We start from the raw sequence: 23,894 nt of genomic DNA on the forward strand, positions 1-23,894 counted from the left end.
CCCGGTCCGCATCCCGGACCGATCTTGTCACGACTGTGACATTGATCCATCCTCTGGCGAATCCGCGCCGGCCGAATGACGGCCACCGCGGCGCCCGCGCGCAGCCTCGTCCGAGGCCGCGGGCGCCGCCTCCCCGGCCGCCATGGGCGCGCCTGGGCCCGGGGCCGGAGCGCCCCAGTCCGATGCCGGGGCGTCCCCGTCCGGAGCCGTCGTCGCCTTCGCGTCGGAGCGCATGCCCGCCTCCGCGCCCGTGTCCTCGCCGTCGGCTTCACGGCCCGGGAGCATCACGTCGTCAGACTCGCTGCGGCGGCGCGCCGTGAGGACGGCGAACACCCCGACGGCCAGGAGGAACACGAGGAGGGACGTCCATACATTGAGACGCGCGGTCACTCCCGCGATCGTGACCATCTGGGCGTCGTCGATGCGCAGCGCCTCGATCCAGACGCGGCCCAGCGTGTAGTACGCCGCGTAGAGCCAGAACAGCCGGCTCCCCCGGAAGCGGAAGCGGCGGTCGAGCGCAAGCAGCAGCACGACGCCGGCCAGGCTCCACAGCGACTCGTAGAGGAACGTCGGATGGAACAGCGTCTCCGGGGCGTAGCCGCCCGGGAAGTTCGCATTGTCCGCGTCCACCTGAAGGCCCCAGGGCAGGTCCGTGGGACCGCCGAAGAGCTCCTGGTTGAAGTAGTTGCCCCAGCGCCCGATCGCCTGCGCGAGCAGGAGGCCGGGCGCGGCGGCGTCGACGAACGCCGTGAGGCGCACCCCCGAGCGGCGGCACCCTATCCATGCGCCGACCGCCCCGAGGAGCACTGCGCCCCAGATGCCCAGGCCGCCCTCCCAGATGCGGGGGATCGCCGAGAGGTCTCCGGTCCCGTCGTAGCCGGGGCCGAAGTAGCGGTCCGGGGACGAGAACACGTGGTAGAGCCTGCCGCCGATGATCCCGGCGGGAATCGCCCAGATGGCGATGTCCCAGATCGCATCGGCGGGACCGCCCCGCTTGGCCCAGCGGCGCGCCGTGAGCCAGAGGCCCACGACGATCCCGGCGAGGATGCACAGCGCGTACGCGTGGATCCGCAGCGGACCCCACGGCAGCGGGATGTCGAAGCCGGACCAGTCCGGGCTCGGGATGGCTGCGTGGACGGACAGTGCCCAGGGCCCGGCCACGCTCATGCGCCTGCCCCGGCCGTGCGGGCGAGCCCCTCGCGGAGCCCGCCGGCGAGCTGGCCGACCGCGGAGGGCCCGCCGTCGCGCAGTGCCTTGACGAGGGCCGAGCCGACGATCACACCGTCCGCGTAGGCTGCGATCTCGCGGACGTGCTCGGCGGACGAGACGCCGAGGCCGACGCACACGCGCTCGGCTCCCGCCTCCCGGGCCGCGGTGACCACGTCCCGGGCTGCCGAGTCGACGGACGTCCGCTCGCCGGTCACGCCCATGAGCGAGACGCCGTAGGTGAAGCCCCGGCAGGCCTTCGCGGTGAGGGCCATGCGCTCGGGGCTCGAGGACGGGGCGACGAGGAAGACGCGGTCGAGGCCGTAGCGGTCCGAGGCCTCGAACCACTCGGCGGCCTCGTCAGGGATGAGGTCCGGCGTGATGAGCCCCGCTCCCCCGGCCTCGGCCAGACGGCGGGCGAACTCGTCGACGCCCATGCGCATCACCGGGTTCCAGTAGGTCATGACGAGCACGGCGGTGCCGAGGTCTGCCGTGGCCTCGGTGATCCCGCGGACCACGTCGAAGACGCTCGGGACGCGGAACCCTTTGGCGAGCGCCTCCGTCGTCGCGGCCTGGATGATCGAACCGTCCATGACGGGATCCGAGTACGGGATGCCGATCTCGATCAGGTCGGCACCGTTGCGGGCGAGCTCGATCCCGGCGGCGATGCTCTCCTCGACGCTCGGGTAGCCTGCGGGCAGGTAGCCGACGAGGGCTGCACGCCCCTCGGCGAGGGCCCTGTCGATCGCGGCCCCGGACTTGCTTGCGGACGTGCTCACATCTGCTCCTTCCCAGAGCCCTTCGCGCCCTCGGGATCGGCGGTCCTCTCCCGGCGGGTGGAGAGGTTCGTGCCAGTGACCTGCCCGTGCTCGTCGAGGAGGCCGAACCACTCCGCAGCGGTCTGCACGTCCTTGTCGCCGCGGCCGGAGAGGTTCACGATGACGGTCTTCTCCGAGGGGTCGCCGCCCTCGGCTGCGAGGCGCTGTCCCACCTTGATGGCGCCCGCGAGGGCGTGCGAGGACTCGATCGCCGGGATGATGCCCTCGGTCCGGCACAGGAGCCGGAACGCGTCCATCGCCTCGCTGTCCGTGATCGCCTCGTAGGTGACGCGGCCGATGTCGTGGAGGTAGGAGTGCTCAGGGCCCACGCCCGGGTAGTCCAGGCCCGCCGAGATCGAGTGGGACTCGATGGTCTGGCCGTCCTCATCCTGCATGAGGTACGAGCGCGCGCCGTGGAGGACGCCCGGGCGGCCGAGGGAGATGGTGGCCGCGTGACGCCCTGTCTCGACTCCTTCGCCGCCGGCCTCGAACCCGTAGATCCGCACCGACTGGTCGTCGAGGAAGCCGTGGAAGATGCCGATTGCGTTCGAGCCGCCGCCGATGCACGCGCACACGGCGTCGGGCAGGCGGCCCGTCTGGGCGAGGATCTGCTCGCGCGCCTCGTCCCCGATCACCTCGTGGAAGAAGCGGACGAGCGCCGGGAACGGGTGCGCCCCGGCAGCAGTGCCGAGCAGGTAGTGGGTGTTCGAGACGTTGGCGACCCAGTCGCGCAGTGCCTCGTTGATGGCGTCCTTGAGCGTCTGCGAGCCATTCGTCACGGGCACCACCTGGGCGCCGAGCAGCTGCATGCGCGCGACGTTGAGCGCCTGCCGCCGCGCGTCCTCGGCGCCCATGTACACGACGCACTCGAGGCCCAGGAGCGCCGCCGCCGTCGCGCTCGCGACGCCGTGCTGTCCCGCGCCCGTCTCCGCGATGATGCGGGTCTTGCCCATGCGCTTGGCCAGCAGGGCCTGGCCCAGGACGTTGTTGATCTTGTGCGAGCCCGTGTGGTTGAGGTCCTCGCGCTTGAGGAAGATGCGCACGCCGCCCGCGTGCTCGGAGAACCGCTTCGCCTCCGTCAGGAGGGATGGACGGCCCGAGTAGGTACGGTTGAGCTCGGCGATCTGGGCGAGGAACTCCGGGTCGGCCTTGGCCTTCTCGAATGTCTCCTCGAGCTCGTCGAGCGCGGCGATGAGCGACTCGGGCATCCATCGGCCGCCGAACGAGCCGAAGTACGGGCCCGGCGCGTGCCTCAGGCTCCCCTGGAGGAAGGCCTCCGCCGCCTCCTGCACGGATGCATTCTCCGCGTCGCGTCCGTTCCCCGCGCCGTGCGGGGCTGCCTCTGGCGTGCTCTCGCCCACCGGACCTACCTTCCTGTGCGGCCGCGCGGCACGTCCGGCGGCCGGATGCCTAGTGCGCGGAGAGACGCTCGGCGATGGCCGCCGCTCCCGCGCTCTTGAACTCCTCGATGCGTGCGCGCGGGTCCCCGTCGGTCACGAGGGCCTCGCCCACGAGGACCGCCCCCGCTCCGTGCCGCGCGAAATGGGCGACGTCGTCGGGTCCACGGACCCCGGACTCGCCCACGATGACCGCGCCCTCGGGCATGCGCCCCGCGAGTGCGCCGAACACGTCGCGGTGGATCTCGAGGGTCTTGAGGTTGCGCACGTTGACGCCCACGATCCGGGCGCCTGCCGCCGCCGCACGGTCTACCTCCTCCTCGGTGTGCGTCTCGACGAGGGCATTCATGCCCAGCTCGTGCGTGAGCGCGAGGAGGCCCGCGAGGCGGGCGTCGTCGAGCGCGGCCACGATGAGCAGGACGAGGTCCGCTCCGTGGGCCCGGGCCTCGGTGATCTGGTACTCCTCGACCGTGAAGTCCTTGCGGAGCACCGGGATCGAGACGGCCGCGCGCACCGCGTCGAGGTCCTCGATGCTCCCCCCGAACCGCCGCTGCTCGGTGAGCACGCTGATCACCGAGGCGCCGCCGCGCTCGTACTGGGCCGCGAGGGCCGCGGGGTCCGCGATGTCGGCGAGGGCCCCCTTCGAGGGGCTCCGGCGCTTGACCTCGGCGATGACCCGCAAGTCCCCGGCCGGGGCGCCGCCGCCCAGGGCAGCCCAGGCGTCGAGCGCAGCAGGCCGCGCCGCAGCCGCCCGCGCTACCTCGGCAGCGGGGACGAGGCGCTCGCGCGCCGCGAGGTCCTCGCGGACCCCGGCGATGATCTCGTCGAGGACAGTGGACATCAGTGCTGGTTCTTGAGCTTGCTGCCGCCCACGCCGTATCCCGCCCTGCGCATGGCCCAGCCGACCACGAGGCCGAGCCCGATCACGACGATGCCGGCCCAGAAGACGGGCGACGACGCGATGATGAACCCCACGGAGGACACCAGGGCGCCGAGCATCATGACGAAGACGCAGGTCCAGGCCGCCGGGCTGTTCCCGTGGCCGAGGTCCTCGCCGTGGAGGACCTCGTCGGTGTCCGCGGGACGGGGGGTGTTGCTCATGTTCTTCTCCTGTGGTCGGGTGCTTCTGCCATTCTGCCACTTCGCGCGCGGCGTCCCGGCCCTGCTTGGCCGCGCATGACGCGCGGCGCCTCAGTCTGTCGGGTCCTCGCCCCGGGTCAGCCGGTCCCAGCCGTCGATCTGGTCCACTCGGCCGTCCGTGCGGCCGTCAGGGCCCGCTGCGCCCTCTGGCCCCCCGGCGTCCTCCTGCCGCCCCGGGCGCGGGGTGCCCCGCACGCTGCCGGAGGAGTCGGCGTCGTACTTGGTGCGCGCCGACCACCGGCGGGAGGCGACGAGGAGCACAGCGCCGGCCGCGGCGAGGAGCGCTCCGGCGGCGGCGGCGAGGGCGGGGAAGGGGGTGAGCACGACGACGGCCGGCGCCCCCGCGAGGCCCGTCGCCTGCGCGATGGTCCCCTCCGCGGCGCCGCGCGGGTCCGCGATCACGGCCGCGCAGGCGGCGGCGACGCCGAGCCCGGCGAGCACGACAACGGCAGCAGCAACGAACCGCCCCACCCTGCCGGCGACCGCCGCGGCGAGGGTCCCCGCAAGCCCCACGAGGGCGAGGGCCGAGACCGCGGTCGCGGCCGTGCTGCCCTGGACCGGGAGGTGCGCCGAGCGGACCGCAGTGCCGCTGACCTCGGCGTCGAGCCAGGTCTGCGTGGTCGTGCCGAAGGCCGCGAGTGCCAGCGCCACGCACACGACGACGACAGCCGGCCGCCGCAGCCAGCGTGCCTGGGGCCCCGGCCCGCCGGCGGGGACGTCAGCCACGGGCCGTCTCCGTTCGCAGGGCGGACTGCGCCGGCCTCAGCGCGGACGCCGTGTGGACGGCACGCAGCGGTGCAGCGGCCTTGTTCACCGACTCCTGCGCCTCGGCGGCAGGGTCGGAGTCGGCGACGATGCCGCCGCCGGCCTGGACGTACGCGCGGCCCTCGCGCAGGAGGGCGGTGCGGATCGCGATGGCCATGTCCATGTCGCCGGCGAAGTCGAAGTAGCCCACGACTCCCCCGTACACGCCCCGGCGGTGCGGCTCGACCTCGTCGAGCAGGCGGAGGGCGCGCGGCTTGGGGGCGCCCGAGAGCGTGCCCGCCGGGAAGGTCGCGGCGAGGACGTCGTACGCCGTCGCGTCCGGCCGCAGCCTGCCGTCCACGGTCGAGACGAGGTGCATGATGTGGCTGAAGCGCTCGACCTCCATGAACTCGCTCACCTCGACCGTGCCGGGCCGGCACACCTTGGAGAGGTCGTTGCGGGCAAGGTCCACGAGCATTAGGTGCTCGGCGCGTTCCTTCTCGTCCGCGAGGAGCTCGTCCGCGAGGGCCTTGTCCGCCTCGACGGTCGCGCCTCGGGGGCGGGAGCCTGCGATCGGGTGCGTCACGACCTGGTCGCCCGTGACCGTGACGAGCGCCTCCGGCGACGAGCCGACGATCGAGTACTCGCGGCCGGCCGGGTCCACCAAGCTCAGCAGGTACATGTATGGGCTCGGGTTCGAGGCGCGCAGCACGCGGTAGACGTCCAGCGGGGCAGCGTCGTAGTCGAGCTCGAACCGGCGCGAGATGACCACCTGGAACACCTCGCCGTCGACGATGGCCTCCTTGCCGCGCGCGATCGCGGCGAGGTAGCCGTCCTCGGCCCAGTCGTGGATGACCTTGTCCTGGTAGTCGACGACCGGGCTCAGCACGCTCAGGGCCGGCTCGGCGGGGCGCAGGAGCGCGGCCAGCATGCCGTGGAGGCGCTCGACCGCGGCCTTCCACGCCTCGTCGACGCGCTCGTCGCTGTTGTCGAAGTTGATGGCGTTGGCCACGAGGGTCACGGAGCCGTCCACGTTGTCATGCACCGCGAGGTCCGTGACGAGGTTCATTGCGAGCTCGGGCAGGTCCAGGTCGTCCTCGGGCGGCGAGACGAGCTTCTCCCAGCGGCGCACGGCCTCCCAGCCGACGAACCCGACCATGCCAGACGTGAGCGGCGGGAGGCCCTCGAAGCGCTCGGTCCGCAGGGCCGCGACCGTGTCCCGCAGCGCCTCGAGCGGGTTCCCCGAGGTCGGCACGTCCGCCGGCGGCTCGCCGATCCAGTGCGCCTCGCCGTCGCGGCTCGTGAGCGTGGCCTTCGAGGCCGCGCCGATGAACGAGTAGCGGGACCATGACCCGCCCACGGCGGCGGACTCGAAGAGGAACGTCCCCGGCCGGCCGTCGGCGAGCTTGCGGTAGAGGCTGATGGGCGTCTCGGCGTCCGCGAGGATGCGCACGTGCACGGGCACCACGCGCCGGTGCGCGGCGACGGCGCGGAACTCTTCGAGCGTGGGGCTGATGACGCCAAGGTCGTTCATGGATGCGCTTTCGCTTTCAGTCTCGTGGCCACCGGGGGCGTAGGTCGCGTGCGCGCCTCAGGCGCGCTCGCCGATGACGGCGTCGAGGCGCCGGCCGTCGAAGCACGTGCGGGTGCCGGTGTGGCACGCGGCGCCGACCTGGTCGACGCGGACGAGGAGGGCATCGCCGTCGCAGTCGAGGTCCACCGACTTGACCCACTGGACATGGCCCGAAGTGTCGCCCTTGCGCCAGTACTCCTGCCGCGAGCGCGACCAGAAGGTGACCCTGCCGGTGGTCAGGGTCCGCTGCAGCGCCTCGTCGTCCATCCACCCGACCATGAGCACGTCGCCCGTGTCGTACTGCTGCACGACGGCGGCGACCAGTCCGTCGGCGTCCCTCTTGAGGCGGGCGGCGAGACCGGCGGGGAGGGAGCTCGCGGGAACGGCAGCGCCGGGCACGGTCCCGGATGCGGGGCCGGCGGTTTCGGGGGCTGTGGATTCAGGCATCGCCGTCAATTCTAGTCGCCCCGGGCAGTGCCGCGGCGCCGCCCGTCTGCTGCCCTGCGCTTCCCGTGCGCCCTGTCCTGCGGCGTTGCGGGCCTGCGTGCTAGTTTCGCTTCTGATGCATTACGTAGACCTGTCGCGCGAAGTCCTGGCCGAGACGCTGCTCGCGGCCGGACCGGACGCGCCCACCCTCTGTGCGGGCTGGCGCACCCGCCACCTCGCCGCGCACCTCGTGCTGCGCGAGCGCAATCCCAAGGTGGGACTCGGGCTCATGCTGCGGAAGTTCGCCGGGACCTCCGACCGTGCCACCGACAGGCTCGCGGGCGAGCACGCCTCGCCGGCGCGGTACGCCCGGCTCGTCGGCCAATTCCGCGCGGGCCCGCCGGCGCTCTCGCCGCTGCGGCTTCCCGCGCTGGACGAGGCAGCGAACCTCGCCGAGTTCTTCGTCCATACCGAGGACGTGCGCCGGGCGTCCGACCGCTGGGCGCCCCGCGCCCTCGACGCGGCCTATGCGGACGCCCTGTGGCACGAGGTCGTGAAGCGGGCGGCCTTCCTCTACCGGGGAGTGGACCTCGGCATCGTCCTCGTGAGCACCGACGGCCCGCGGCACGTGGCCAAGCGGGCGGCCGTCTCGGTCGCGATCGTCGGTGACCCGGGAGAACTGCTCCTGCACGCCCACGGACGCACCGACCACGCCCTCGTGACGTTCGAAGGCCAGCCCGACGCCGTCGCCCTCCTCACGAGCGCCGACATCGGCATCTGAGGTGCTCGCCGGGCCCCGGCAGACGCCCAGGGCCGTTCAGGACGCCCAGGGCCGACCGGCCCGCCCAGGGCCGATCGGGCCGGGAACTGCAGCCGTGGAAGCTAGCGGACCTCGAACCCGGCAGCGCGGATCGCGGCCTTGACGCGGCCGAGCATGTCATCCGGGCCGAAGTGGAACATCGAGGCTGCGAGCACCGCGTCGGCACCGGCCTCGATCGCCGGCGGGAAGTGCTCGGGCACGCCCGCCCCGCCCGAGGCGATGATCGGCACCCTGACGGCCTCCCGCACGAGGCGGATGAGCGGCAGGTCGAAGCCCTCCTTGGTGCCGTCGGCGTCGATCGAGTTCAGGAGGATCTCCCCCACCCCGCGGTCCGCCGCCTCCTTGGCCCACTCGATCGCGTCGATGCCGGTCCCGCGGCGCCCGCCGTGCGTCGTGACCTCGAAGCCGGACGGAGTGGAGCCGTCCTGGACGCGGCGGGCGTCGACCGAGAGGACGAGCACCTGGGACCCGAAGTGGCGCGTGATCTCGTCGATGACCTCGGGACGCGCGATGGCGGCCGTGTTGATGGACGCCTTGTCGGCGCCCTCCCGCAGCAGCCGGTCGACCTCGGCGACCCCGCGTACGCCCCCGCCGACCGTGAGCGGGATGAAGACCTCCTCGGCGGTGCGGCGCACCACCTCGAACGTCGTCTCGCGCTCCGACGAGGACGCCGTCACGTCGAGGAACGTCAGCTCGTCCGCGCCGGCGGTGTCGTAGCGGTGCGCGAGCTCCACGGGGTCTCCCGCGTCGCGCAGGTTGAGGAAGTTCACGCCCTTGACGACGCGGCCGGCGTCGACGTCGAGGCACGGGATGACGCGGACGGCAACGGACACGGTGTGCTCCTTGGGACGGGGTGGATCTCGGGGGCGCTGCCCGGCTCGCGCAGCCGGGGCCGCGGGTCAGATGCGGCAGGCGTGGATGCTGCTGACGAGGATCGCGCGCGCGCCCAGGTCGTACAGCTCGTCCATGATCCGGTTCGTCTCCCGCTTCGGCACCATCGACCGCACGGCGACCCACTCCGAGTCGCGCAGGGGGGACACGGTCGGGGACTCGAGGCCCGGGGTCAGGGCCGCGGCCTTCTCGACGAGCTCTTTGCGGATGTCGTAGTCCATGAGCACGTACTGTCGCGCTACGAGGACTCCCTGGAGGCGGCGGATGAGGACATCGGTCTCGCGCGCGGTGCCGTTCGCGGGCCCGGCCTCGCCGGCGCGGCCGATCAGGACGGCCTCGGAGCGCAGCAGCGGTTCGCCGAAGACCTCCATCCCCGCCGCCTTGAGCGTGCTGCCGGTCTCGACGACGTCCGCGATCGCGTCGGCGACGCCGAGCCGCACGGAGGACTCCACCGCGCCGTCGAGCCGCACGACCTGCGCCTCGATCCCGCGCGAGGCGAGGTAGCCGCGCACGAGCCCGTCATAGCTCGTGGCGATGCGGCGGCCGGCGAGGTCGTCCACCTCGGCGAAGTTGCCGAGCGGCCCGGCGAAGCGGAAGGTGGACGCCGCGAAGCCGAGTGCGAGGAGCTCCTCGGCCTCGACCTGGGCGTCCAGGAGCAGGTCACGGCCGGTGATGCCGACATCGAGCGTTCCGCGCCCGACGTAGACCGCGATGTCCCGCGGCCGCAGGAAGAAGAACTCGATGTCGTTGTCCGGATCGACCATGACGAGTTCGCGGCCGCCTTCGCGGCGCTGGCGGTAGCCTGCCTCGGAGAGCATCGACGAGGCGGCTTCGGACAGGGATCCCTTGTTCGGGACGGCTACACGGAGCATGGTGGGCTTTCTGGCCGTAGGTGTCGGGAGCGGCGCGGGCCGCGGGCGCCGTCAGGGCGCGCCGCGGCTAGAGATGACGGTAGACGTCCTGCAGCGTCAGGCCCTTGGCCAGCATGAGGACCTGGACGTGGTAGAGCAGCTGCGAGATCTCCTCGGCCGCCGCCTCGTCCGACTCGTACTCGGCCGCCATCCACACCTCAGCGGCCTCTTCGACGATCTTCTTTCCGATGCCGTGCACTCCGGACTCCAGTTCGGCGACGGTGCGCGACCCGACCGGGCGCTTCTCGGCCTTCTCGCTGAGCTCGGCGAACAGTGTCTCGAAATCCTTCACGCCCCCAAGACTACTGGAGCCCGTCGGTGGGCCGGGACTCGGGGGACCCGTGTGAACGCCCCGTGTGGGCGAAGCCACACGGGCACGGGCCCCCGGCGCCGTCACAGGCTGCGGAGGGTCTGCGCGGTCAGGAGGGCCGCCGTGACCGCCTCGTGGCCCTTGTCCTCGCCCGAACCGGGGAGGCCAGCCCGGTCGAGCCCCTGCTGCTCGGTATCGCACGTGAGGACGCCGAAGCCCACCGGGACGCCCGTGCGGACGCTCACCTCGGTGAGGCCCACCGTCGCCGCCTCGCACACGTACTCGAAGTGCGGTGTGCCGCCTCGGATCACGACGCCGAGCGCCACGACGGCGTCATGCGTCTGGGCGAGCTTCCCGGCGGCGACCGGGAGCTCGAAGGCGCCCGGCACGCGGACGACGGTGGGCTCCGCGATGCCGGCCTCCTTCGCCGCGCGGAGGGCCCCGTCGAGGAGGCCGTCCATGATCTGCGTGTGCCAGCTTGCGGCGACGATGGCCAGCCGCAGCCCGGCCAGCTCGGGGTTGTCGAGGGCGAGGTCGGGGGCTCCGTGTCCGCTCATGTCGTGTTCTCTCCTGGTCGGTGTTCGAGTCCCCGGGCGCGCCGGGGACGGGGAATGCGCGGTGCGCGGGAAGGGGTTCGCGGGAATCAGTGCGCGGGGTCTAGCCGCCCTCGGCGGCGCGGCCTTCGAAGGCCGCCTCCGCGCCCAGGGTCAGCAGGTGGTCCATGCGGTCCCTCTTGGTCTCGAGGTAGCGCAGGTTCTCGGCGCGCGAGGGCACCTCGGTGGGCACCATGTCCACGATCTCGACCCCGGCATCGGCGAGCCGGTGCTGCTTGTCCGGGTTGTTGCTCAGCAGGCGGATGCGGGTCAGGCCCATCTCGACCAGGATCTGCGCCGCAGCCCAGTACGAGCGCGCGTCCACCGGCAGGCCGAGCTGCTCGTTCGCCTCGACCGTGTCCAGGCCCTCCTCCTGGAGCGCGTAGGCCTTGATCTTGTTGGCCAGGCCGATGCCGCGCCCCTCATGGCCGCGGAGGTAGAGGAGCGTCCCGCCCTGCTCGCGGATCATCCCGAGCGCGTAGGCGAGCTGCTCGCCGCAGTCGCAGCGGTACGAGCCGAACACGTCTCCCGTGAGGCATTCGGAGTGGAGGCGCACGAGGGGCGCGACGCCGTCGGGCGCCGGATCCGGGGAGCTCACCGCGAAGTGCTCCACCCCGTTCTCCTCGTCGATCCACGCCTGGGCGATGAACTCGCCGAACGCCGTGGGCAGCTTGACCACCGGACCGGCCGTGACCGGGTGGGGAATGCTCCCCTTCGGGGTCGGAACGCTCATGAGACTCCTCCTTGCGTGCCGCGGTCCGCCATGTAGGCCGCGAGCTCCTCGATGGAGATGAGGGGGCAGCCGTGCTCGTCCGCGAACTCGCGGAGGGCAGGAAGCCTCATCATCTCTCCATCGTCATGGACCACCTCGGCGATGACGGCCACGGGCGAGAGGCCGGCAAGGCGGCACAGGTCGACCGCTGCCTCGGTGTGGCCCGCACGGGCCAGTACACCGCCGTCAACCGCGCGCAGCGGGAAGATATGCCCCGGGCGCGTGAAGTCGCCAGCGGTCGCTGTGTCCGAGGCGAGCGCGGCGACGGTCTGGGACCTCGCCGTCGCGCTGATGCCCGTGCCGGTCCCGGCGAGGTCGCACGAGACCGTGTAGGCGGTGCCCTTGGCATCCTGGTTGTCCACCACCATGGGCGGCAGCGCGAGCCGGTCCGCCGTCCGGGCGTCCATGGGCGCGCACACGACCCCGGAACTGTGCCTGATGGTCCATCCCATGAGCGCCGGCGTGGAGTGCTCGGCGGCGAAGATGATGTCGCCCTCGTTCTCACGGTCCTCGTCGTCGACCGCGAGGACGGGACGGCCCGCGCGGAGCGCCTCGATGGCGGCGCTCACGGGCTCGAGGCGGATGGCCTGGACGGACGCGCTCATGCCTGGACCCCCTCGTGCTGGAAGGCGAGCAGTCGGGCCGCGTACTTCGCGAGGACGTCGACCTCGAGGTTGACGCGCCCGCCCACGGGCTTGGCCCCGAGCCCCGTCTCCGCGAGGGTCGCGGGGATGAGGCCCACCTCGAACCACTGCTCCTGCTCGTGCGGTGCGCTCACGGCCGTCACGGTGAGGGACACGCCGTCGACCGCGATGGAGCCCTTCTCCGCGGCGTACATCGCGAGGTGCGCCGGGATCGAGAAGCGCAGGCGGTGCCAGTTGTCCACGGGCTCGCGCTCGAGGAGGCTCCCGACGCCGTCCACGTGGCCCTGGACGACGTGGCCGTCGAGGCGGCCGCCGGCCGGGACGCACCTCTCGAGGTTCACGCCGTCGCCGGCGGCGAGGGAACCGAGGGTCGTGCGGACGAGCGACTCGCCCATGACGTCGACGGTGAAACGCTGGCCGTCGTTCTCGACGGCGGTGAGGCAGCAGCCGTCGACGGCGATCGAGCCGCCGAGCGGGAGGTCGCGGGCGAGGGTCGGCGCGGTGAGCGTGACGACGGCGCTCTCCCCCGTGCTGCGCACCTCCTCGACGGTGCCGCGTTCGGCGATGATTCCAGTGAACATCAGTGGGTCTCCTTGGAGCTGTTCTGCGCGGCCGGCGCAGCGGGCATGAGGTGGAGCCGGACGTCCTGGCCCAGTCGGCGGACGGCGCCGCCGTGGGCTTCGTCCCAGCTCCACTGCTGGGCGTCGGCAAGGGTCCGGATGCCGAGGTCGGCGACGGCGCTGTTCCCGGCGCCGAGGATGGTGGGGGCCTGGTACACGATGAGCTCGTCGACCAGGCCCGCGCCGAGGAAGGCGGCGATGATGCGGGAGCCGCCCTCCACCATCGCGTGGCGCACCCCGGCGTCGAAGAGCTCGGCGAGCACCGCGCGCGGATCGCGATCCCGGACCTGGAGGAATCGCCCGTCCGTCCCGCGCACGGCCGCGTCGGCGGGGACGTCCCCGAGGCCCATCACGACCCGCAGCGGCTGGTGCCCGAGGAGAGAGCCGTCCTCGGCGCGCGCCGTGAGGCGGGGATTGTCGATCGCGACCGTCCTGCTCCCCACGAGGATCGCGTCGATCCTCGTGCGGGTCGCGTGGTTGTCCCGCAGCGATTCGGCGCAGGTGATCCACTGGCTCGTGCCGTCCTCGGCGGCGATCCGCGAGTCGAGGGTCTGGGCGATGTGGAGGGTGACGAAGGGGCGGCGCGCCGCGACGGCGTCGAGCCACCGTCGGTTGAGCTCCGCAGCCTCCTCCGCGAGGAGCCCGCGCTCGACGAGGATGCCGGCGTCGACGAGGGTGCGCGCACCTCCGGACGCGATGTCGTGCGGGTCCTCGATCGCGTAGACGACGCGCGACACCCCGGCTCCGATGATCGCCCGCGCGCACGGGCCGGTGCGACCGGTGTGGTTGCACGGCTCGAGCGTGACGTACATGGTCGAGCCGGCGAGGTCGACGCCGTCGCGCAGCGCGGCGGAGATCGCGTCGGCCTCGGCGTGCGGCGTTCCGGCCCCGCGGTGGCGGCCGCTGGCGAGCACCGCGCCGTCCGGGCCGACGACGACGGCGCCGACGAGCGGGTTGGCTCCCCGCACCCCCTCGAGGGCGAGCGCGAGGGCGCGCTCCATCGCACTGCGGTCGTCCGCTGTCCATTGAGTCCCGGTGGCCACGGGAATCGGCGCGCTCATGGGGTCCCCTCCTGGGGGACGCGCACCGATGAGAGCCACTGCATGAAGTCCATCGCAACCATCCTTCCCTTCACCGCAGCGGCTCCGGGGTTGCGACAGAAGCGGCACGCCGACCGGCGCACCGCAGACTGCACGTGCTTCTCCCATCCAGACTCTGACTGTCGGTGCCGGAATTCCACCGGCTCAACCGCAGCGCTGCCGAGGCAGCGCGACGGGTCGCGGACTGTCACCGCCGGTTCGGACTTCCACCGACCCCGGAGCACGTATTCATTGCTGTAGCCGAAGGCCTCCCCGCCCGCCCGCGTCACCGGCACACGCCGGTCGCGATTGATGACAGTTCAACCAAACGGCCACTCCACATTGTGCCACACCCGCCGGCACGTTGCGCCAGCGCCGTCACACGGCTGGCTGGCCGCGGCGGGACGGCCGGCGTCAGGCCCCTCGGGCACGGTCGGCCAGCACCCGGAGCCTCTCGACGGCGTCGCCGGGATCGTCGGCGCCGTACACGGCGGAGCCTGCCACGAAGACGTCCGCCCCGGCCTCGGCGGCCCTCTCGATGGTCGAGGCCGAGATCCCCCCGTCCACCTGGATCGCCACGGAAGCGCCCGAGCCGTCCACCGCCGCGCGCGCACGCCGGATCTTCGGCAGCGTCAGGTCGAGGAAGGCCTGTCCTCCGAAGCCGGGCTCGACGGTCATGATGAGGAGCATGTCGAGCTCGGACAGCATGTCCAGGTACGGCTCCACCGCCGTTGCGGGACGAAGCGCCATGCCGGCCTTCGAGCCGCGGGCCCGGAGCTCGCGGGCGAGCTTGACCGGCGCGGCGGCCGCCTCCGCATGGAACGTCACCGAGTCGAGCCCGAGGTCCGCGTACAGCGGTGCCCAGCGATCGGCGTCGGCGATCATGAGGTGTGCGTCGAGCGGCACCGGGCTCACAGCCTGGATGCGCTCCACCACCGGCAGGCCGAGCGTGAGGTTGGGCACGAAGTGGTTGTCCATCACGTCGACGTGGACGGCGTCCGCGCCGCCGATCCGGGCGAGCTCCGCCTCGAGGTTGACGAAGTCAGCCGAGAGGATGCTCGGGTGGATGCATGCGCTCATGCGGTCTTGCCTCCGGAGGTGGGCAGCTTGCGGAACAGGGCCAGGAACATCGCATCGGTGCCGTGCACATGCGGCCACAGCTGGGCGGTGGGCCCCTGCCCTGCACCGAGCGGCTTGAGCGCCACGGCGTCCAGGGCGGCTCCGGCGTCGATCGGCTCGATGTCGGAGCGCCGCCTCAGGGCGTCCTCGACGACGACCGTGGTCTCGGCCGGGTGCGGAGAGCACGTGACGTAGCCGACGACCCCGCCGGGCGCCGTCGCATCGATCGCCGCGTCCAGCAGCTGCCGCTGGAGGGGCCCGAGCTCGGCGAGATCGGCAGGGCTGCGGCGCCACCGCGACTCGGGCCGCCGTCGCAGCGCACCGAGTCCTGTGCACGGCACGTCTGCGATGACGCGGTCGAACTGCCGTCCGAGAGCTGTCCCGGCCTCCCGGCCGTCGCCCGTGCGGACCTCCCACACCTGCTCGGGGACCGGGCGGAGCGCCTGCCGGACCAGATCCGCCCGGTGCGGTGCGGCCTCGTTCGCGAGCAGCGTGGCCCCCTTCTGGGCGGCGAGCGCGCCCAGGAGCGCGGCCTTGCCGCCGGGACCGGCGCACAGGTCGAGCCAGGCCTCGTGGTGGTCGTCGGCGTCGCGCTCCCCGACCGGGACGGCCGCGACGGCCCGGGCCACGAGCTGCGAGCCGGCGTCCTGCACACGCACCGTGCCCTCGCGGACGGCGGACCACCGGCCGAGGTCGCCGCCGCCCGAGAGCGCCGAGCCCTCGACGAGGGGACCCGGCTCCGCGCCTGCGGCCAGTGCGTCGTCGAGCGAGCCGAGGCCCGGAAGCGCCACGAGGTTGACCACGGGCGCCGCGTTGTCGGCGTCGAGCAGCGCATCGATCTCGTCGGGCTTCCGGCCGTGTGCGACGAGGGCCTGCCGCAGGGCCCGCACGATCCAGGCGGGATGGGCATGCCGCAGCGCGGTGCGCTCCGTCTCGTCCGCGAGATCTCCGGTCACCTCGTCGAGCCATTCGTCGAGCCCGCGAGCGCTCACCCGGCGGAGGACGGCGTTGACGAGGGAGGACGGCCCGGCACCGGCCACCGCACGTGTGAGCCCCACCGTCTCGTCCAGGGCGGCGTGCGCCGGCACGCGCATCGAGAGGAGCTGGTATGCCCCGAGTCGGAGGAGGTCGAGCACGGCCGGGTCGAGCTGGTCCAGCGGCCGGTCCACGCAGCGGGACAGCACCGCGTCCAGGGTGCCGCGGCTGCGCAGCGCACCGTAGGCGAGCTCGGTCGCGAAGCCGGCGTCACGGCGGTCCAGCCGGTGGTGCCGGATCCTCGCAGGGAGCACGAGGTTCGCGTAGGCGTCCTCGGCCGAGACCGCGCGGAGCACTTCGAAGGCGACGAGACGGGCGGGGTCCGCGCGCCTCGTGCGCTCACGCGGCGCCGTGCGGCTCCACTCGCGCTGGCCCTGGGGCCGGTTCCGCTCGCGGCCGCGCTCGTTCCGGCGCGACGGGCCGCCGGAGCCGCCTCGGTCGCCCCCACGCGGCCCCCCACCATGGCCGCCCCCGCGGGGCGCCCCGCCGCTGTGGCCACCTTCACGACCGCTCATCCGAGCACCTTCCCCTCCACGCCGCCGGATCCTCGCACCCAGTCGGCGGCCGCCATCATCTTCTTCCCCGCGGGTTGGACCCGCACCAGCTCGAGGGCGTGCGTGCCCGTGCCGACGAGGAGCGCCCTGCCGTCCCACGAGAGCTCGCCGGGGGCGAGCCCACGGGCGTCGGGCCGCAGCCTGGGCGGCTCGAGCTTGAAGCGCTGGCCGTCAAGGAGCGTCCAGGCGCCGGGTTCGGGGGTGACGCCCCGGGCGCGCCGATGGAGGGCTACCGCCGGCTGCGTCCATTCGAGGCGCCCGTCCTCCAGCGTGAGCTTGGGCGCCAGGCTCGGGGGGCCATCCTGGGGCCGCGGGGAGAGCCGGCCGGCGGCAATCCCGGACAGCGTCTGGACGAGCAGCTCCGAACCGCTCTCGGCGAGCTCGTCGAGCAGTTCGCCGCTTGTCGCCTCCGGGCGCGGCGTCATGGCGAGGGTCCCGTAGACCGGCCCGGTGTCGAGCCCCTCCTCGAGCAGGAACGTGGAGGCGCCCATGACGTCGTCGCCGTGGATCACGGCATGCTGGACGGGCGCGGCGCCCCGCCATGCCGGCAGGAGCGAGAAGTGGAGGTTGATCCAGCCGTGGGCTGGAACCGCGAGGGCGGCAGGAGGCACGAGGCCCCCATAGGCCACGATCGCCGCGACGTCCGGCGCGAGCTCCTCGAGCCGAGCGGTCACCTCCGGCGTGATACGCGCGGCCCTGACCACGGGCAGCCCGAGTTCGAGTGCACGCGATGCCACTGGCGAAGGGGTGACGACGCGCTTGCGCCCGACCGGCGCATCGGGCCGGGTGAGGACTCCGACGACGTCGAAACCCGCCTGGACGATCCTGTCCAGCGATGGGACCGCGACTGCCGGAGTGCCCGCGAAGAGCACCCTCATGCGTTCGAGCCCGCGCCGAAGCTGGAGCCGACATTGGTGGCACGCTGGGCTGTCGTGGCCTCGGTCATGCCGCGGTAGGTGATCGCCCGGATGGTGCGCAGGGCCGCCTTGCGGTCCTCGCCCTCGAGCAGGTCCGGGAACAGGACGCCGTCGAGGTGGTCAGTCTCATGCTGGACGCATCGTGAGAGGAGCCCTTCGGCGTGGAAGGAGACGGCCTGTCCCTCGGCATCCACCCCGCGGACCTCCGCCGTCCGGCGTCGCCGCACGGGGAAGGCGACCCCCGGGATGCTCAGGCAGCCCTCCACTGCATCCTCCTGGAAGTCCTCGGACAGCACGAGCTGGGGGTTGACGACATGGCCCTTCACGCCGTCCACCTGATAGGTGAACACCCTGAGGCTTACGCCCACCTGGGGCGCGGCGAGACCGGCGCCGTCCACGTCCTCCATGGTCTCCATCATGTCCTCCACCAGACGGCGCAGCGCGGGACCGAACTCGGTCAGCGGCTCCGCGACAGTCCGGAGCACCGGGTCGCCGATGATCCTGATGGGCAAGACGGCCATGGCTGGGGCACCTTTCAATTGGAATTCAGACCAGTCTAGGCCTCGGCGGCGGAGGAGGCGGGGGCCGGAACGAGCGCCGTCTGCGCCGAAGGGGGCGGCGCCAGAGGCAGGAGGGCCCTTCCCGCCGCGGCAGATTCGACGCGGGCGGCCCACACCCGTCGGAGCTGGCAGAACGTCAGCCAGTTGCTGCGGCGGACCTCGGGGTTCACACGGACAGCGGCCGCCTCGGTCTCCCCCACGGCGACGGCGATGAGGAGCGGGTCCTCGCCGTGCGCCCACGGCTCCCACTCGCCCGCAGCCGGGTCCACGAGGCTCTCCTGGGCCTTCATGCCGGCCACAAGCTGCATCGCGACCTTGTCATCGAGCTGCTTGACCCGCCCGTCCCGGGTCGTGCCCTTCGTCTTGTAGTCGATGAGACAGGTCCGCCCGTTGATCCTCGCTACGAGGTCAAGGGTGCCGGCGTAGCCGAGCTCGTGGTTCCACACCGTCAGCTCGGCCGCAATCGGCTCGACACCGAACGCGCTCCACCACGACTCCACGCTTGCGGCGAAGCCCTCCTCGCCGTGTTCGCGCAGCCTCTCCCGCGCGGCGTCGAGCGAATGCGGGAGGTCCAGGGCACGCAGTGCGAGCTGCTCGGCGAAGGCGTGCACGCGGTCGCCCCGCTCGGCCGCGCTGCGCGCATAGACAGTCGAGGCGTCCACGGCAGAGCGGACGAGCTGGCGGAGCTGCGCCGGCCGCTCGAGCGCGGACCTCAGTTCGGGGTGGTCGGCAACATGCTTTGCTGCCATGTAGCTGCGCCATCCGTCGAGGTCGAGCGCCTGCTGGGCGATCACGGTCGTGATGGAGGGCACCGTCGCAGGGTCGTTGAGCGAACGCCGGTACATGCGTCCGAACCCCTCGGGATGGTCTGCTGCGAGCTCCGGGGCTGTCATAGGGCGACCCTTTCATGGGGGACCGACATTCCTGACGCCAGCCTGATCCCCGCGCACCGGACTGGACCGTGGCGGACGGCGACGCGAAAAACCCCCAGACTCGCGTCCGGGGGTCGAGGGTGGGCGATACTGGGTTCGAACCAGTGACCTCTTCGGTGTGAACGAAGCGCGCTACCACTGCGCCAATCGCCCTCGCTGGCCGCGACTCCAGATCACTCCGGGCCCCGCGGCGCTCTACGACTCTAGCCCACAGCGGCTCCAGATCCCAAATCGATGGGCGACGGCCCCTCGCCTCGGGAATCCCTCCCTGCACCTGCCGGCTGCCCTCAAGCCCTCGGTCGCTGCCGGCGGCTCCTGAGTCGCCGCCGATGGCTCTTAAGAGGACCGCGTGCCCTCGCGCGCAGTCCCCCATTGCCGGTTCCGGGCGAGTTCCGGGCGAGTTCCACAGACCGTTCACCGCCGTGCGGGTCGATTTGTGCAACGGCCAGCGGTCCTATAGAGTTCTTACTCGTTGAAGCGCGGCCGAAACGCCTCGAAAAACGCCGAAGGGAAGCCCCCGGGCCACCACGGACTATCGAGGAAGCAGAGCGCGCACAGCATGCGGACGTAGCTCAGTTGGTAGAGCACCACCTTGCCAAGGTGGATGTCGCGAGTTCGAGTCTCGTCGTCCGCTCGCAGGACACTGTCGGAAGCATCCACGTGGATGCCAACACGGTGGGGTGGCCGAGAGGCGAGGCAGCGGCCTGCAAAGCCGTATACGCGGGTTCGAATCCCGTCCCCACCTCGGTGGACACCCTGGCTCCTCTGGGAGCAAGCGGGCGATTGGCGCAGCGGTAGCGCGCTTCCCTGACACGGAAGAGGTCACTGGTTCGATCCCAGTATCGCCCACGGAGGAGCACTGCTCCCCCTGCGGACGTAGCTCAGTTGGTAGAGCACCACCTTGCCAAGGTGGATGTCGCGAGTTCGAGTCTCGTCGTCCGCTCTCTCCTTGCTCAAAGGCGCAGGGCGGCCCCGCCCAACCGCGGGTCCGGGCGATTGGCGCAGCGGTAGCGCGCTTCCCTGACACGGAAGAGGTCACTGGTTCGATCCCAGTATCGCCCACACTCCATCTGCATCCGAGGCGTCCCGAACGGGGCGCCTTCTGCCGTCTTGGCCAGAATCGCGCACGTCCCCTCGGCTGCTCGCGTTCCCCTGGCCCAGGACGCCGCCCGTCGTTAGGATCGACGGAGCCGGAGCGTTCGGCCCGGCGCGAGCGAAAGGAGGTGCCTGTGTCTCTTCTGGACGATATGAAGGGCAAGGCCGAGGAACTGATCGCTGGGAACTCCGACGCCGTCCGTGACGGCATCGGGAAGGTCGGCGACTTCATCGACGACAAGACCGGCGGGAAGTATGCCGGGCAGGTCGACGGGGCCCAGCAGGCCGCCTCCGACTACGTCGACGGAGTCGGCCGCACAGGGGGCGCCGCCCCTCAGGAGCCCTCCGCTCCTGCCGAGGCCTGAATCTGGCCCTAGTTCGCCACTGAGTGCCGGTACCGCCGCGAGGCGGGACCGGCACTCGGCGTCTGCGACGCCCAGCCCTCCGCTGGGGACCCACGCCTCATGGCCGGCGTCAGGATGGCTCGTGGGTCTGGGCCTCGCGGGCCAGCGCCGTGAGGCGGGAGACAGCCCGGAAGTACTTCTTCATGTACCCGCCGGCCATCATGTCCGGGGTGAAGAGCTGGTCGAACGGCACGCCCGAGGCCAGGATCGGCACGTCTTTGTCGTACAGCCTGTCCGCAAGGACCACGAAGCGGAGGGCGACGGCCTGCTCCTCGATGGTGTGGACATCACGCCAGACGATGCCGTCGATGCCGTCGAGGAGCTGCCGGTAGCGGCTCGGGTGCACGCCGGCGAGATGCTTCATGAGCGAGCCGAAGTCGTCCACCGCGACGAGGCTCCCGTCGAACTCGGCCTTCATCCGCGCGTCCAGCTCATGCGGAGGGACGGGGGGCGGAGCCGCAGGCAGGCCCCGGTGCCTGAAGTCCTCCCCGTCGATGCGGACGACGTCGAACTGGTCGGCCAGGACCTGGATCTCACGCTGGAAGTCGACAGCGGCGAACCGTCCCTCGCCCAGGGCGCCGGGCAGGGTGTTGGACGTCGCGGCAAGCTTGACGCCCGCGTCCGCGAGCTCACGCATGAGGCGCGACATGAGCACCGTGTCGCCGGGGTCATCGAGCTCGAACTCGTCGATGCACACGAGGCGGTACCCGCTCAGGGCCTCGACGGTCTTCCGGAACGAGAGTGCTCCGACGAGGTTGGTGTACTCGACGAACGTGCCGAACGCCTTCGGGCCCGGGGCCGCGTGCCAGAGTGATGCGAGGAGGTGGGTCTTCCCGACTCCGAATCCACCGTCGAGGTAGATCCCGGCGCGTCCCTTGGGCTTGCTGCCGAATATCCTGGACAGGAATCCGCCGCCGTTCCCCGTACCGATGCACTCGCCGAATTCCTCCAGTGCCGCGACCGCTGCGGCCTGCGACGGCTGGCCCGGATCCGGCCGATAGCTCGCGAAGGACACCTCCCCGAAGCGGGGCGAAGGGTGAAAGCCCTCGAGCAGCTCGTCGACAGAGACTCTGGGAGTACGGGTGGTGAGGTGCGCGACAGTCGCCAAGGAGGTCCGTCCATCTGAGGGTTTTCTGGCCAGGGTCAAGGATATCCCGATCGGATATTGCGCCGCGTGACAGCAGGGGAAGCACGTGCAGCGCCTCCCGCCACAGGCTGGATACGCTAGACGGGACCACTCAGGAGCGCCGTGCCTCCCGGCAGTGCCGCGGGCGGGCGCCCCCTGGCTCAGCCGAGCGGAAGGCACACCATGAGCTACCCCGTCGACGGCAGCGAGAAGTTCGCCGCCTACGCCCACCCCGAGCGCCTCGTCTCCACCGAATGGCTCGCGGAACAGATCTCCTCCGGTGCCGCGGGCGGGAGCGGCGCTGCCGGCCTCGTCGTCGTCGAGTCGGACGAGGACGTGCTCCTCTACGAGACGGGCCACATCCCGGGCGCCGTCAAGATCGACTGGCACACGGACCTCAACGACGAGGTCGCCCGCGACTATGTCGACGGGAAGGGCTTCTCGGAGCTGCTCTCATCCAAGGGCATCTCGCGCGACACGACGGTCGTCATCTACGGCGACAAGTCCAACTGGTGGGCCGCCTACGCGCTCTGGGTCTTCACGCTGTTCGGCCACGAGGACGTCCGCCTGCTCGACGGCGGCCGCGACAAGTGGGTCGCCGAGGGCCGTGAGCTCACCACGGAGGTGCCCGCGCCCGAGCGCACGGAGTACCCCGTGGTCGAGCGCAACGACGCCCCGATCCGAGCGTTCAAGGACGACGTCCTCGCGCACCTCGGCAAGCCGCTCATCGATGTCCGCTCGCCTGACGAGTACACGGGCAAGCGCACCCACATGCCGGCCTACCCCGAGGAGGGCGCCCTCCGCGGGGGCCACATCCCCACGGCGGCCTCGATCCCGTGGGCCCGCGCGGCGGCCGAGGACGGCACCTACAAGTCCCGCCAGGAGCTCGAGGACCTGTACCTCGGCGAGGCCGGCCTGACCCCCGGCGACGAGGTCGTGGCGTACTGCCGCATCGGCGAGCGCTCGAGCCACACGTGGTTTGCGCTCAAGTACCTGCTCGGCTTCGACACAGTGCGCAACTACGACGGCTCGTGGACCGAGTGGGGCAATGCGGTGCGGGTCCCGATCGTGAAGGGCGAGGAGCGAGGCACCTGGCCGCTCGGCTAGCTGTACCGGGTCATGACGTTGGTGGCAGGCGAGTCGTGTTGACGTAGGGAGAGCCTCCGGGTGGGGTGTGGCTTGTCGAAGGCTTTCACCTGACCCCGGAGGCTCTCTTGTCCCACGGTAACGCCCGCCCACGGTAACGCCCGCCTGACCTTCCATGGCCGCCTGCTGATCGTCCGCCGCCATCTCGAGGGGTGGAAGCAGGCCCACCTCGCCTCGGCGATGGGCATCTCGCGCAAGTGCGTGAAGACTTGGATCGACCGCTACGCCGAGGAGGGCGAGGACGGCCTCCACGACCGCTCCTCCCGTCCGCACAGCTGCCCGAGAAAGACCAGCGCCGAGCTCGAGCAGCGGATCATCGACCTGCGCCAGAGCGAACGGCGTGGGCCCGCTTGGATCGGGGCCCAGCTCGAGGTGCCGCCCCGGACGGTCTCGCGGTTCCTGGCCCGCAACGGCCTGCCGCCCCTGGCAGCGCTCGACCCGATGAGCGGAGAGCTGATCCGCTCCAGCAAGGCCACAGCCGTGCGCTACGAACGCAAACGGCCCGGCGAGCTGGTCCACATGGACGTGAAGAAGCTCGGCCGGATCCCGGACGGAGGAGGCTGGCGCGCCCTCGGCAGGGAAGCGACCGTGGCCCACAAGCACAAGAAGGGCCCGATCGGCTTCGACTACGTGCACTCGCTCGTGGACGACTTCTCCCGGCTGGCCTACTCCGAGATCCTCCCGGACGAGAAGGGCACCACCTGTGCCGGCTTCCTCGACCGGGCGGTCGCCTACTTCGCCGCCCACGGGATCGCCCGCATCGAGCGGCTCATGACCGACAACGCCTTCGCCTACCGGTACTCCCTGGGCGAGGTCTGCGCCAGGCATGGCATCCGCCAGAAGTTCATCCGGCCCCACTGCCCCTGGCAGAACGGCAAGGTGGAACGTCTCAACCGCACCCTGCAGACCGAGTGGGCCTACCGCCAGCCCTTCACCAGCAACGACCAACGCACCGAAGCACTTGCACCCTGGCTCGAGCACTACAACACTCAACGTAGCCACAGCGCACTCGGAGGCAAGCCCCCGACCAGCCGACTGCAACCAACCTGATGGCCGGGTACA

General features: G+C 71.8%; 25 protein-coding genes, 6 tRNA genes, 1 pseudogene and 1 riboswitch. Of the genes and pseudogenes, 9 read left to right on the forward strand and 23 right to left on the reverse strand.

What is annotated here, in order from left to right:
• Positions 1-27: 27 nt before the first annotated feature.
• From lgt to hisI, 8 genes are all read right to left on the reverse strand, one after another.
• Positions 28-1,167 (reverse strand): prolipoprotein diacylglyceryl transferase, encoded by a 1,140-nt coding sequence (gene lgt / locus ABCQ75_RS11865; protein ID WP_427916093.1) that lies wholly within the window; start codon positions 1,165-1,167, stop codon positions 28-30.
• Positions 1,164-1,985 (reverse strand): tryptophan synthase subunit alpha, encoded by an 822-nt coding sequence (gene trpA, locus ABCQ75_RS11870; RefSeq protein WP_345885584.1) that lies wholly within the window; start codon positions 1,983-1,985, stop codon positions 1,164-1,166. Before trpA ends, lgt begins: the two co-directional genes overlap by 4 nt.
• Complete coding sequence (trpB, locus tag ABCQ75_RS11875; RefSeq protein ID WP_345885585.1) at positions 1,982-3,316, reverse strand: tryptophan synthase subunit beta; 1,335 nt, start codon at positions 3,314-3,316, stop codon at positions 1,982-1,984. The genes trpA and trpB overlap by 4 nt, the downstream gene beginning before the upstream one ends.
• Positions 3,317-3,434: 118 nt before the next feature.
• Entirely contained in the window at positions 3,435-4,262 is an 828-nt protein-coding gene (trpC, locus tag ABCQ75_RS11880) for an indole-3-glycerol phosphate synthase TrpC (RefSeq protein WP_345885586.1), read from the reverse strand.
• The gene (locus tag ABCQ75_RS11885; RefSeq protein ID WP_345885587.1) at positions 4,262-4,522 is read right to left on the reverse strand and encodes an HGxxPAAW family protein; all 261 of its coding nucleotides are present in this window, start codon (positions 4,520-4,522) and stop codon (positions 4,262-4,264) included. The genes trpC and ABCQ75_RS11885 overlap by 1 nt, the downstream gene beginning before the upstream one ends.
• 90 nt (positions 4,523-4,612) lie before the next feature.
• Positions 4,613-5,287: a Trp biosynthesis-associated membrane protein gene (locus ABCQ75_RS11890; protein ID WP_345885588.1), complete on the reverse strand. Its 675-nt coding sequence runs from the start codon at positions 5,285-5,287 to the stop codon at positions 4,613-4,615.
• Entirely contained in the window at positions 5,280-6,839 is a 1,560-nt protein-coding gene (locus ABCQ75_RS11895) for an anthranilate synthase component I (RefSeq protein WP_345885589.1), read from the reverse strand. Before ABCQ75_RS11895 ends, ABCQ75_RS11890 begins: the two co-directional genes overlap by 8 nt.
• A gap of 57 nt (positions 6,840-6,896) precedes the next feature.
• Entirely contained in the window at positions 6,897-7,325 is a 429-nt protein-coding gene (hisI, locus tag ABCQ75_RS11900) for a phosphoribosyl-AMP cyclohydrolase (protein WP_345885590.1), read from the reverse strand.
• A gap of 115 nt (positions 7,326-7,440) precedes the next feature.
• Between hisI and ABCQ75_RS11905 the strand changes: the two genes are divergently transcribed.
• Complete coding sequence (locus tag ABCQ75_RS11905; RefSeq protein ID WP_345885591.1) at positions 7,441-8,085, forward strand: TIGR03085 family metal-binding protein; 645 nt, start codon at positions 7,441-7,443, stop codon at positions 8,083-8,085.
• A 101-nt stretch (positions 8,086-8,186) separates the two neighbouring features.
• Here the strand turns inward: ABCQ75_RS11905 and hisF are convergent, their stop codons facing one another.
• From hisF to ABCQ75_RS11975, 14 genes are all read right to left on the reverse strand, one after another.
• Positions 8,187-8,957 (reverse strand): imidazole glycerol phosphate synthase subunit HisF, encoded by a 771-nt coding sequence (gene hisF, locus ABCQ75_RS11910; protein WP_345885592.1) that lies wholly within the window; start codon positions 8,955-8,957, stop codon positions 8,187-8,189.
• A gap of 66 nt (positions 8,958-9,023) precedes the next feature.
• Positions 9,024-9,887 carry an ATP phosphoribosyltransferase gene (hisG, locus tag ABCQ75_RS11915; RefSeq protein WP_345885593.1) on the reverse strand — a complete coding sequence of 288 codons (864 nt, stop codon included), beginning with the start codon at positions 9,885-9,887 and terminating at the stop codon, positions 9,024-9,026.
• Positions 9,888-9,954: 67 nt separating this feature from the next.
• Positions 9,955-10,218: a phosphoribosyl-ATP diphosphatase gene (locus tag ABCQ75_RS11920; RefSeq protein ID WP_345885594.1), complete on the reverse strand. Its 264-nt coding sequence runs from the start codon at positions 10,216-10,218 to the stop codon at positions 9,955-9,957.
• 101 nt (positions 10,219-10,319) lie between these two features.
• Positions 10,320-10,793: a 6,7-dimethyl-8-ribityllumazine synthase gene (gene ribH, locus ABCQ75_RS11925; RefSeq protein WP_345885595.1), complete on the reverse strand. Its 474-nt coding sequence runs from the start codon at positions 10,791-10,793 to the stop codon at positions 10,320-10,322.
• 100 nt (positions 10,794-10,893) lie between these two features.
• Positions 10,894-11,562, reverse strand: coding sequence for a GTP cyclohydrolase II (ribA, locus tag ABCQ75_RS11930; RefSeq protein WP_345885596.1), 669 nt, complete (start codon positions 11,560-11,562; stop codon positions 10,894-10,896).
• Entirely contained in the window at positions 11,559-12,206 is a 648-nt protein-coding gene (gene ribB, locus ABCQ75_RS11935; RefSeq protein ID WP_345885597.1) for a 3,4-dihydroxy-2-butanone-4-phosphate synthase, read from the reverse strand. The genes ribA and ribB overlap by 4 nt, the downstream gene beginning before the upstream one ends.
• On the reverse strand, positions 12,203-12,826 hold the full coding sequence (locus ABCQ75_RS11940) for a riboflavin synthase (protein ID WP_345885598.1): 624 nt from the start codon (positions 12,824-12,826) through the stop codon (positions 12,203-12,205). Before ABCQ75_RS11940 ends, ribB begins: the two co-directional genes overlap by 4 nt.
• Positions 12,826-13,926 (reverse strand): bifunctional diaminohydroxyphosphoribosylaminopyrimidine deaminase/5-amino-6-(5-phosphoribosylamino)uracil reductase RibD, encoded by a 1,101-nt coding sequence (gene ribD / locus ABCQ75_RS11945; RefSeq protein ID WP_345885599.1) that lies wholly within the window; start codon positions 13,924-13,926, stop codon positions 12,826-12,828. Before ribD ends, ABCQ75_RS11940 begins: the two co-directional genes overlap by 1 nt.
• 131 nt (positions 13,927-14,057) lie before the next feature.
• Positions 14,058-14,192, reverse strand: a riboswitch (FMN riboswitch).
• A gap of 166 nt (positions 14,193-14,358) precedes the next feature.
• On the reverse strand, positions 14,359-15,024 hold the full coding sequence (gene rpe, locus ABCQ75_RS11950) for a ribulose-phosphate 3-epimerase (protein ID WP_345885600.1): 666 nt from the start codon (positions 15,022-15,024) through the stop codon (positions 14,359-14,361).
• Positions 15,021-16,613, reverse strand: coding sequence for an RsmB/NOP family class I SAM-dependent RNA methyltransferase (locus ABCQ75_RS11955; RefSeq protein WP_345885601.1), 1,593 nt, complete (start codon positions 16,611-16,613; stop codon positions 15,021-15,023). The genes rpe and ABCQ75_RS11955 overlap by 4 nt, the downstream gene beginning before the upstream one ends.
• Positions 16,610-17,530, reverse strand: a complete 921-nt coding sequence (gene fmt, locus ABCQ75_RS11960; RefSeq protein WP_345885602.1) for a methionyl-tRNA formyltransferase — start codon at positions 17,528-17,530, stop codon at positions 16,610-16,612. The genes ABCQ75_RS11955 and fmt overlap by 4 nt, the downstream gene beginning before the upstream one ends.
• A complete protein-coding gene (gene def / locus ABCQ75_RS11965; protein ID WP_345885603.1) occupies positions 17,527-18,090 on the reverse strand; it encodes a peptide deformylase in 564 nt (187 codons plus the stop codon). The genes fmt and def overlap by 4 nt, the downstream gene beginning before the upstream one ends.
• Positions 18,091-18,125: 35 nt before the next feature.
• Entirely contained in the window at positions 18,126-19,022 is an 897-nt protein-coding gene (locus ABCQ75_RS11970; protein WP_345885604.1) for a cytochrome, read from the reverse strand.
• A 120-nt stretch (positions 19,023-19,142) separates the two neighbouring features.
• Positions 19,143-19,214: transfer RNA gene (locus ABCQ75_RS11975), tRNA-Val, on the reverse strand.
• A gap of 408 nt (positions 19,215-19,622) precedes the next feature.
• Here ABCQ75_RS11975 and ABCQ75_RS11980 point away from each other — a divergent pair.
• From ABCQ75_RS11980 to ABCQ75_RS12005, 6 genes are all read left to right on the forward strand, one after another.
• Positions 19,623-19,695 (forward strand) — tRNA-Gly (locus tag ABCQ75_RS11980).
• Between the two features lie 40 nt (positions 19,696-19,735).
• Positions 19,736-19,806, forward strand: a tRNA-Cys gene (locus tag ABCQ75_RS11985).
• 32 nt (positions 19,807-19,838) lie between these two features.
• Positions 19,839-19,910, forward strand: a tRNA-Val gene (locus ABCQ75_RS11990).
• 21 nt (positions 19,911-19,931) lie between these two features.
• Positions 19,932-20,004, forward strand: a tRNA-Gly gene (locus ABCQ75_RS11995).
• Between the two features lie 47 nt (positions 20,005-20,051).
• Positions 20,052-20,123, forward strand: a tRNA-Val gene (locus ABCQ75_RS12000).
• 167 nt (positions 20,124-20,290) lie between these two features.
• Positions 20,291-20,521, forward strand: coding sequence for an antitoxin (locus tag ABCQ75_RS12005; protein WP_345885605.1), 231 nt, complete (start codon positions 20,291-20,293; stop codon positions 20,519-20,521).
• A gap of 109 nt (positions 20,522-20,630) precedes the next feature.
• Here ABCQ75_RS12005 and zapE read toward each other — a convergent pair whose 3' ends face one another.
• Entirely contained in the window at positions 20,631-21,668 is a 1,038-nt protein-coding gene (gene zapE / locus ABCQ75_RS12010) for a cell division protein ZapE (RefSeq protein ID WP_345885606.1), read from the reverse strand.
• A 201-nt stretch (positions 21,669-21,869) separates the two neighbouring features.
• Between zapE and ABCQ75_RS12015 the strand changes: the two genes are divergently transcribed.
• Both ABCQ75_RS12015 and ABCQ75_RS12020 read left to right on the forward strand, forming a co-directional pair.
• Positions 21,870-22,793, forward strand: coding sequence for a sulfurtransferase (locus ABCQ75_RS12015; protein ID WP_345885607.1), 924 nt, complete (start codon positions 21,870-21,872; stop codon positions 22,791-22,793).
• Between the two features lie 126 nt (positions 22,794-22,919).
• Positions 22,920-23,882, forward strand: a pseudogene (locus ABCQ75_RS12020) (IS481 family transposase); the annotation flags it as partial.
• Positions 23,883-23,894: the final 12 nt, after the last annotated feature.

Origin of the sequence: Sinomonas halotolerans, assembly GCF_039615075.1 — a bacterium.
Classification (GTDB): Bacteria; Actinomycetota; Actinomycetes; order Actinomycetales; family Micrococcaceae; genus Sinomonas; species Sinomonas halotolerans.

Excerpts from the sequence above, each read along its gene's own strand:
- lgt (WP_427916093.1), bottom strand. The coding sequence starts at position 1,167 with ATGAGCGTGGCCGGGCCCTGGGCACTGTCCGTCCACGCAGCCATCCCG.
- trpC (WP_345885586.1), bottom strand. The coding sequence starts at position 4,262 with ATGTCCACTGTCCTCGACGAGATCATCGCCGGGGTCCGCGAGGACCTC.
- ABCQ75_RS11885 (WP_345885587.1), bottom strand. The coding sequence starts at position 4,522 with ATGAGCAACACCCCCCGTCCCGCGGACACCGACGAGGTCCTCCACGGC.
- ABCQ75_RS11895 (WP_345885589.1), bottom strand. The coding sequence starts at position 6,839 with ATGAACGACCTTGGCGTCATCAGCCCCACGCTCGAAGAGTTCCGCGCC.
- hisI (WP_345885590.1), bottom strand. The coding sequence starts at position 7,325 with ATGCCTGAATCCACAGCCCCCGAAACCGCCGGCCCCGCATCCGGGACC.
- ABCQ75_RS11905 (WP_345885591.1), top strand. The coding sequence starts at position 7,441 with ATGCATTACGTAGACCTGTCGCGCGAAGTCCTGGCCGAGACGCTGCTC.
- hisG (WP_345885593.1), bottom strand. The coding sequence starts at position 9,887 with ATGCTCCGTGTAGCCGTCCCGAACAAGGGATCCCTGTCCGAAGCCGCC.
- ribH (WP_345885595.1), bottom strand. The coding sequence starts at position 10,793 with ATGAGCGGACACGGAGCCCCCGACCTCGCCCTCGACAACCCCGAGCTG.
- ribA (WP_345885596.1), bottom strand. The coding sequence starts at position 11,562 with ATGAGCGTTCCGACCCCGAAGGGGAGCATTCCCCACCCGGTCACGGCC.
- ribB (WP_345885597.1), bottom strand. The coding sequence starts at position 12,206 with ATGAGCGCGTCCGTCCAGGCCATCCGCCTCGAGCCCGTGAGCGCCGCC.
- ABCQ75_RS11940 (WP_345885598.1), bottom strand. The coding sequence starts at position 12,826 with ATGTTCACTGGAATCATCGCCGAACGCGGCACCGTCGAGGAGGTGCGC.
- ribD (WP_345885599.1), bottom strand. The coding sequence starts at position 13,926 with ATGAGCGCGCCGATTCCCGTGGCCACCGGGACTCAATGGACAGCGGAC.
- rpe (WP_345885600.1), bottom strand. The coding sequence starts at position 15,024 with ATGAGCGCATGCATCCACCCGAGCATCCTCTCGGCTGACTTCGTCAAC.
- ABCQ75_RS11955 (WP_345885601.1), bottom strand. The coding sequence starts at position 16,613 with ATGAGCGGTCGTGAAGGTGGCCACAGCGGCGGGGCGCCCCGCGGGGGC.
- fmt (WP_345885602.1), bottom strand. The coding sequence starts at position 17,530 with ATGAGGGTGCTCTTCGCGGGCACTCCGGCAGTCGCGGTCCCATCGCTG.
- def (WP_345885603.1), bottom strand. The coding sequence starts at position 18,090 with ATGGCCGTCTTGCCCATCAGGATCATCGGCGACCCGGTGCTCCGGACT.
- ABCQ75_RS11970 (WP_345885604.1), bottom strand. The coding sequence starts at position 19,022 with ATGACAGCCCCGGAGCTCGCAGCAGACCATCCCGAGGGGTTCGGACGC.
- ABCQ75_RS12015 (WP_345885607.1), top strand. The coding sequence starts at position 21,870 with ATGAGCTACCCCGTCGACGGCAGCGAGAAGTTCGCCGCCTACGCCCAC.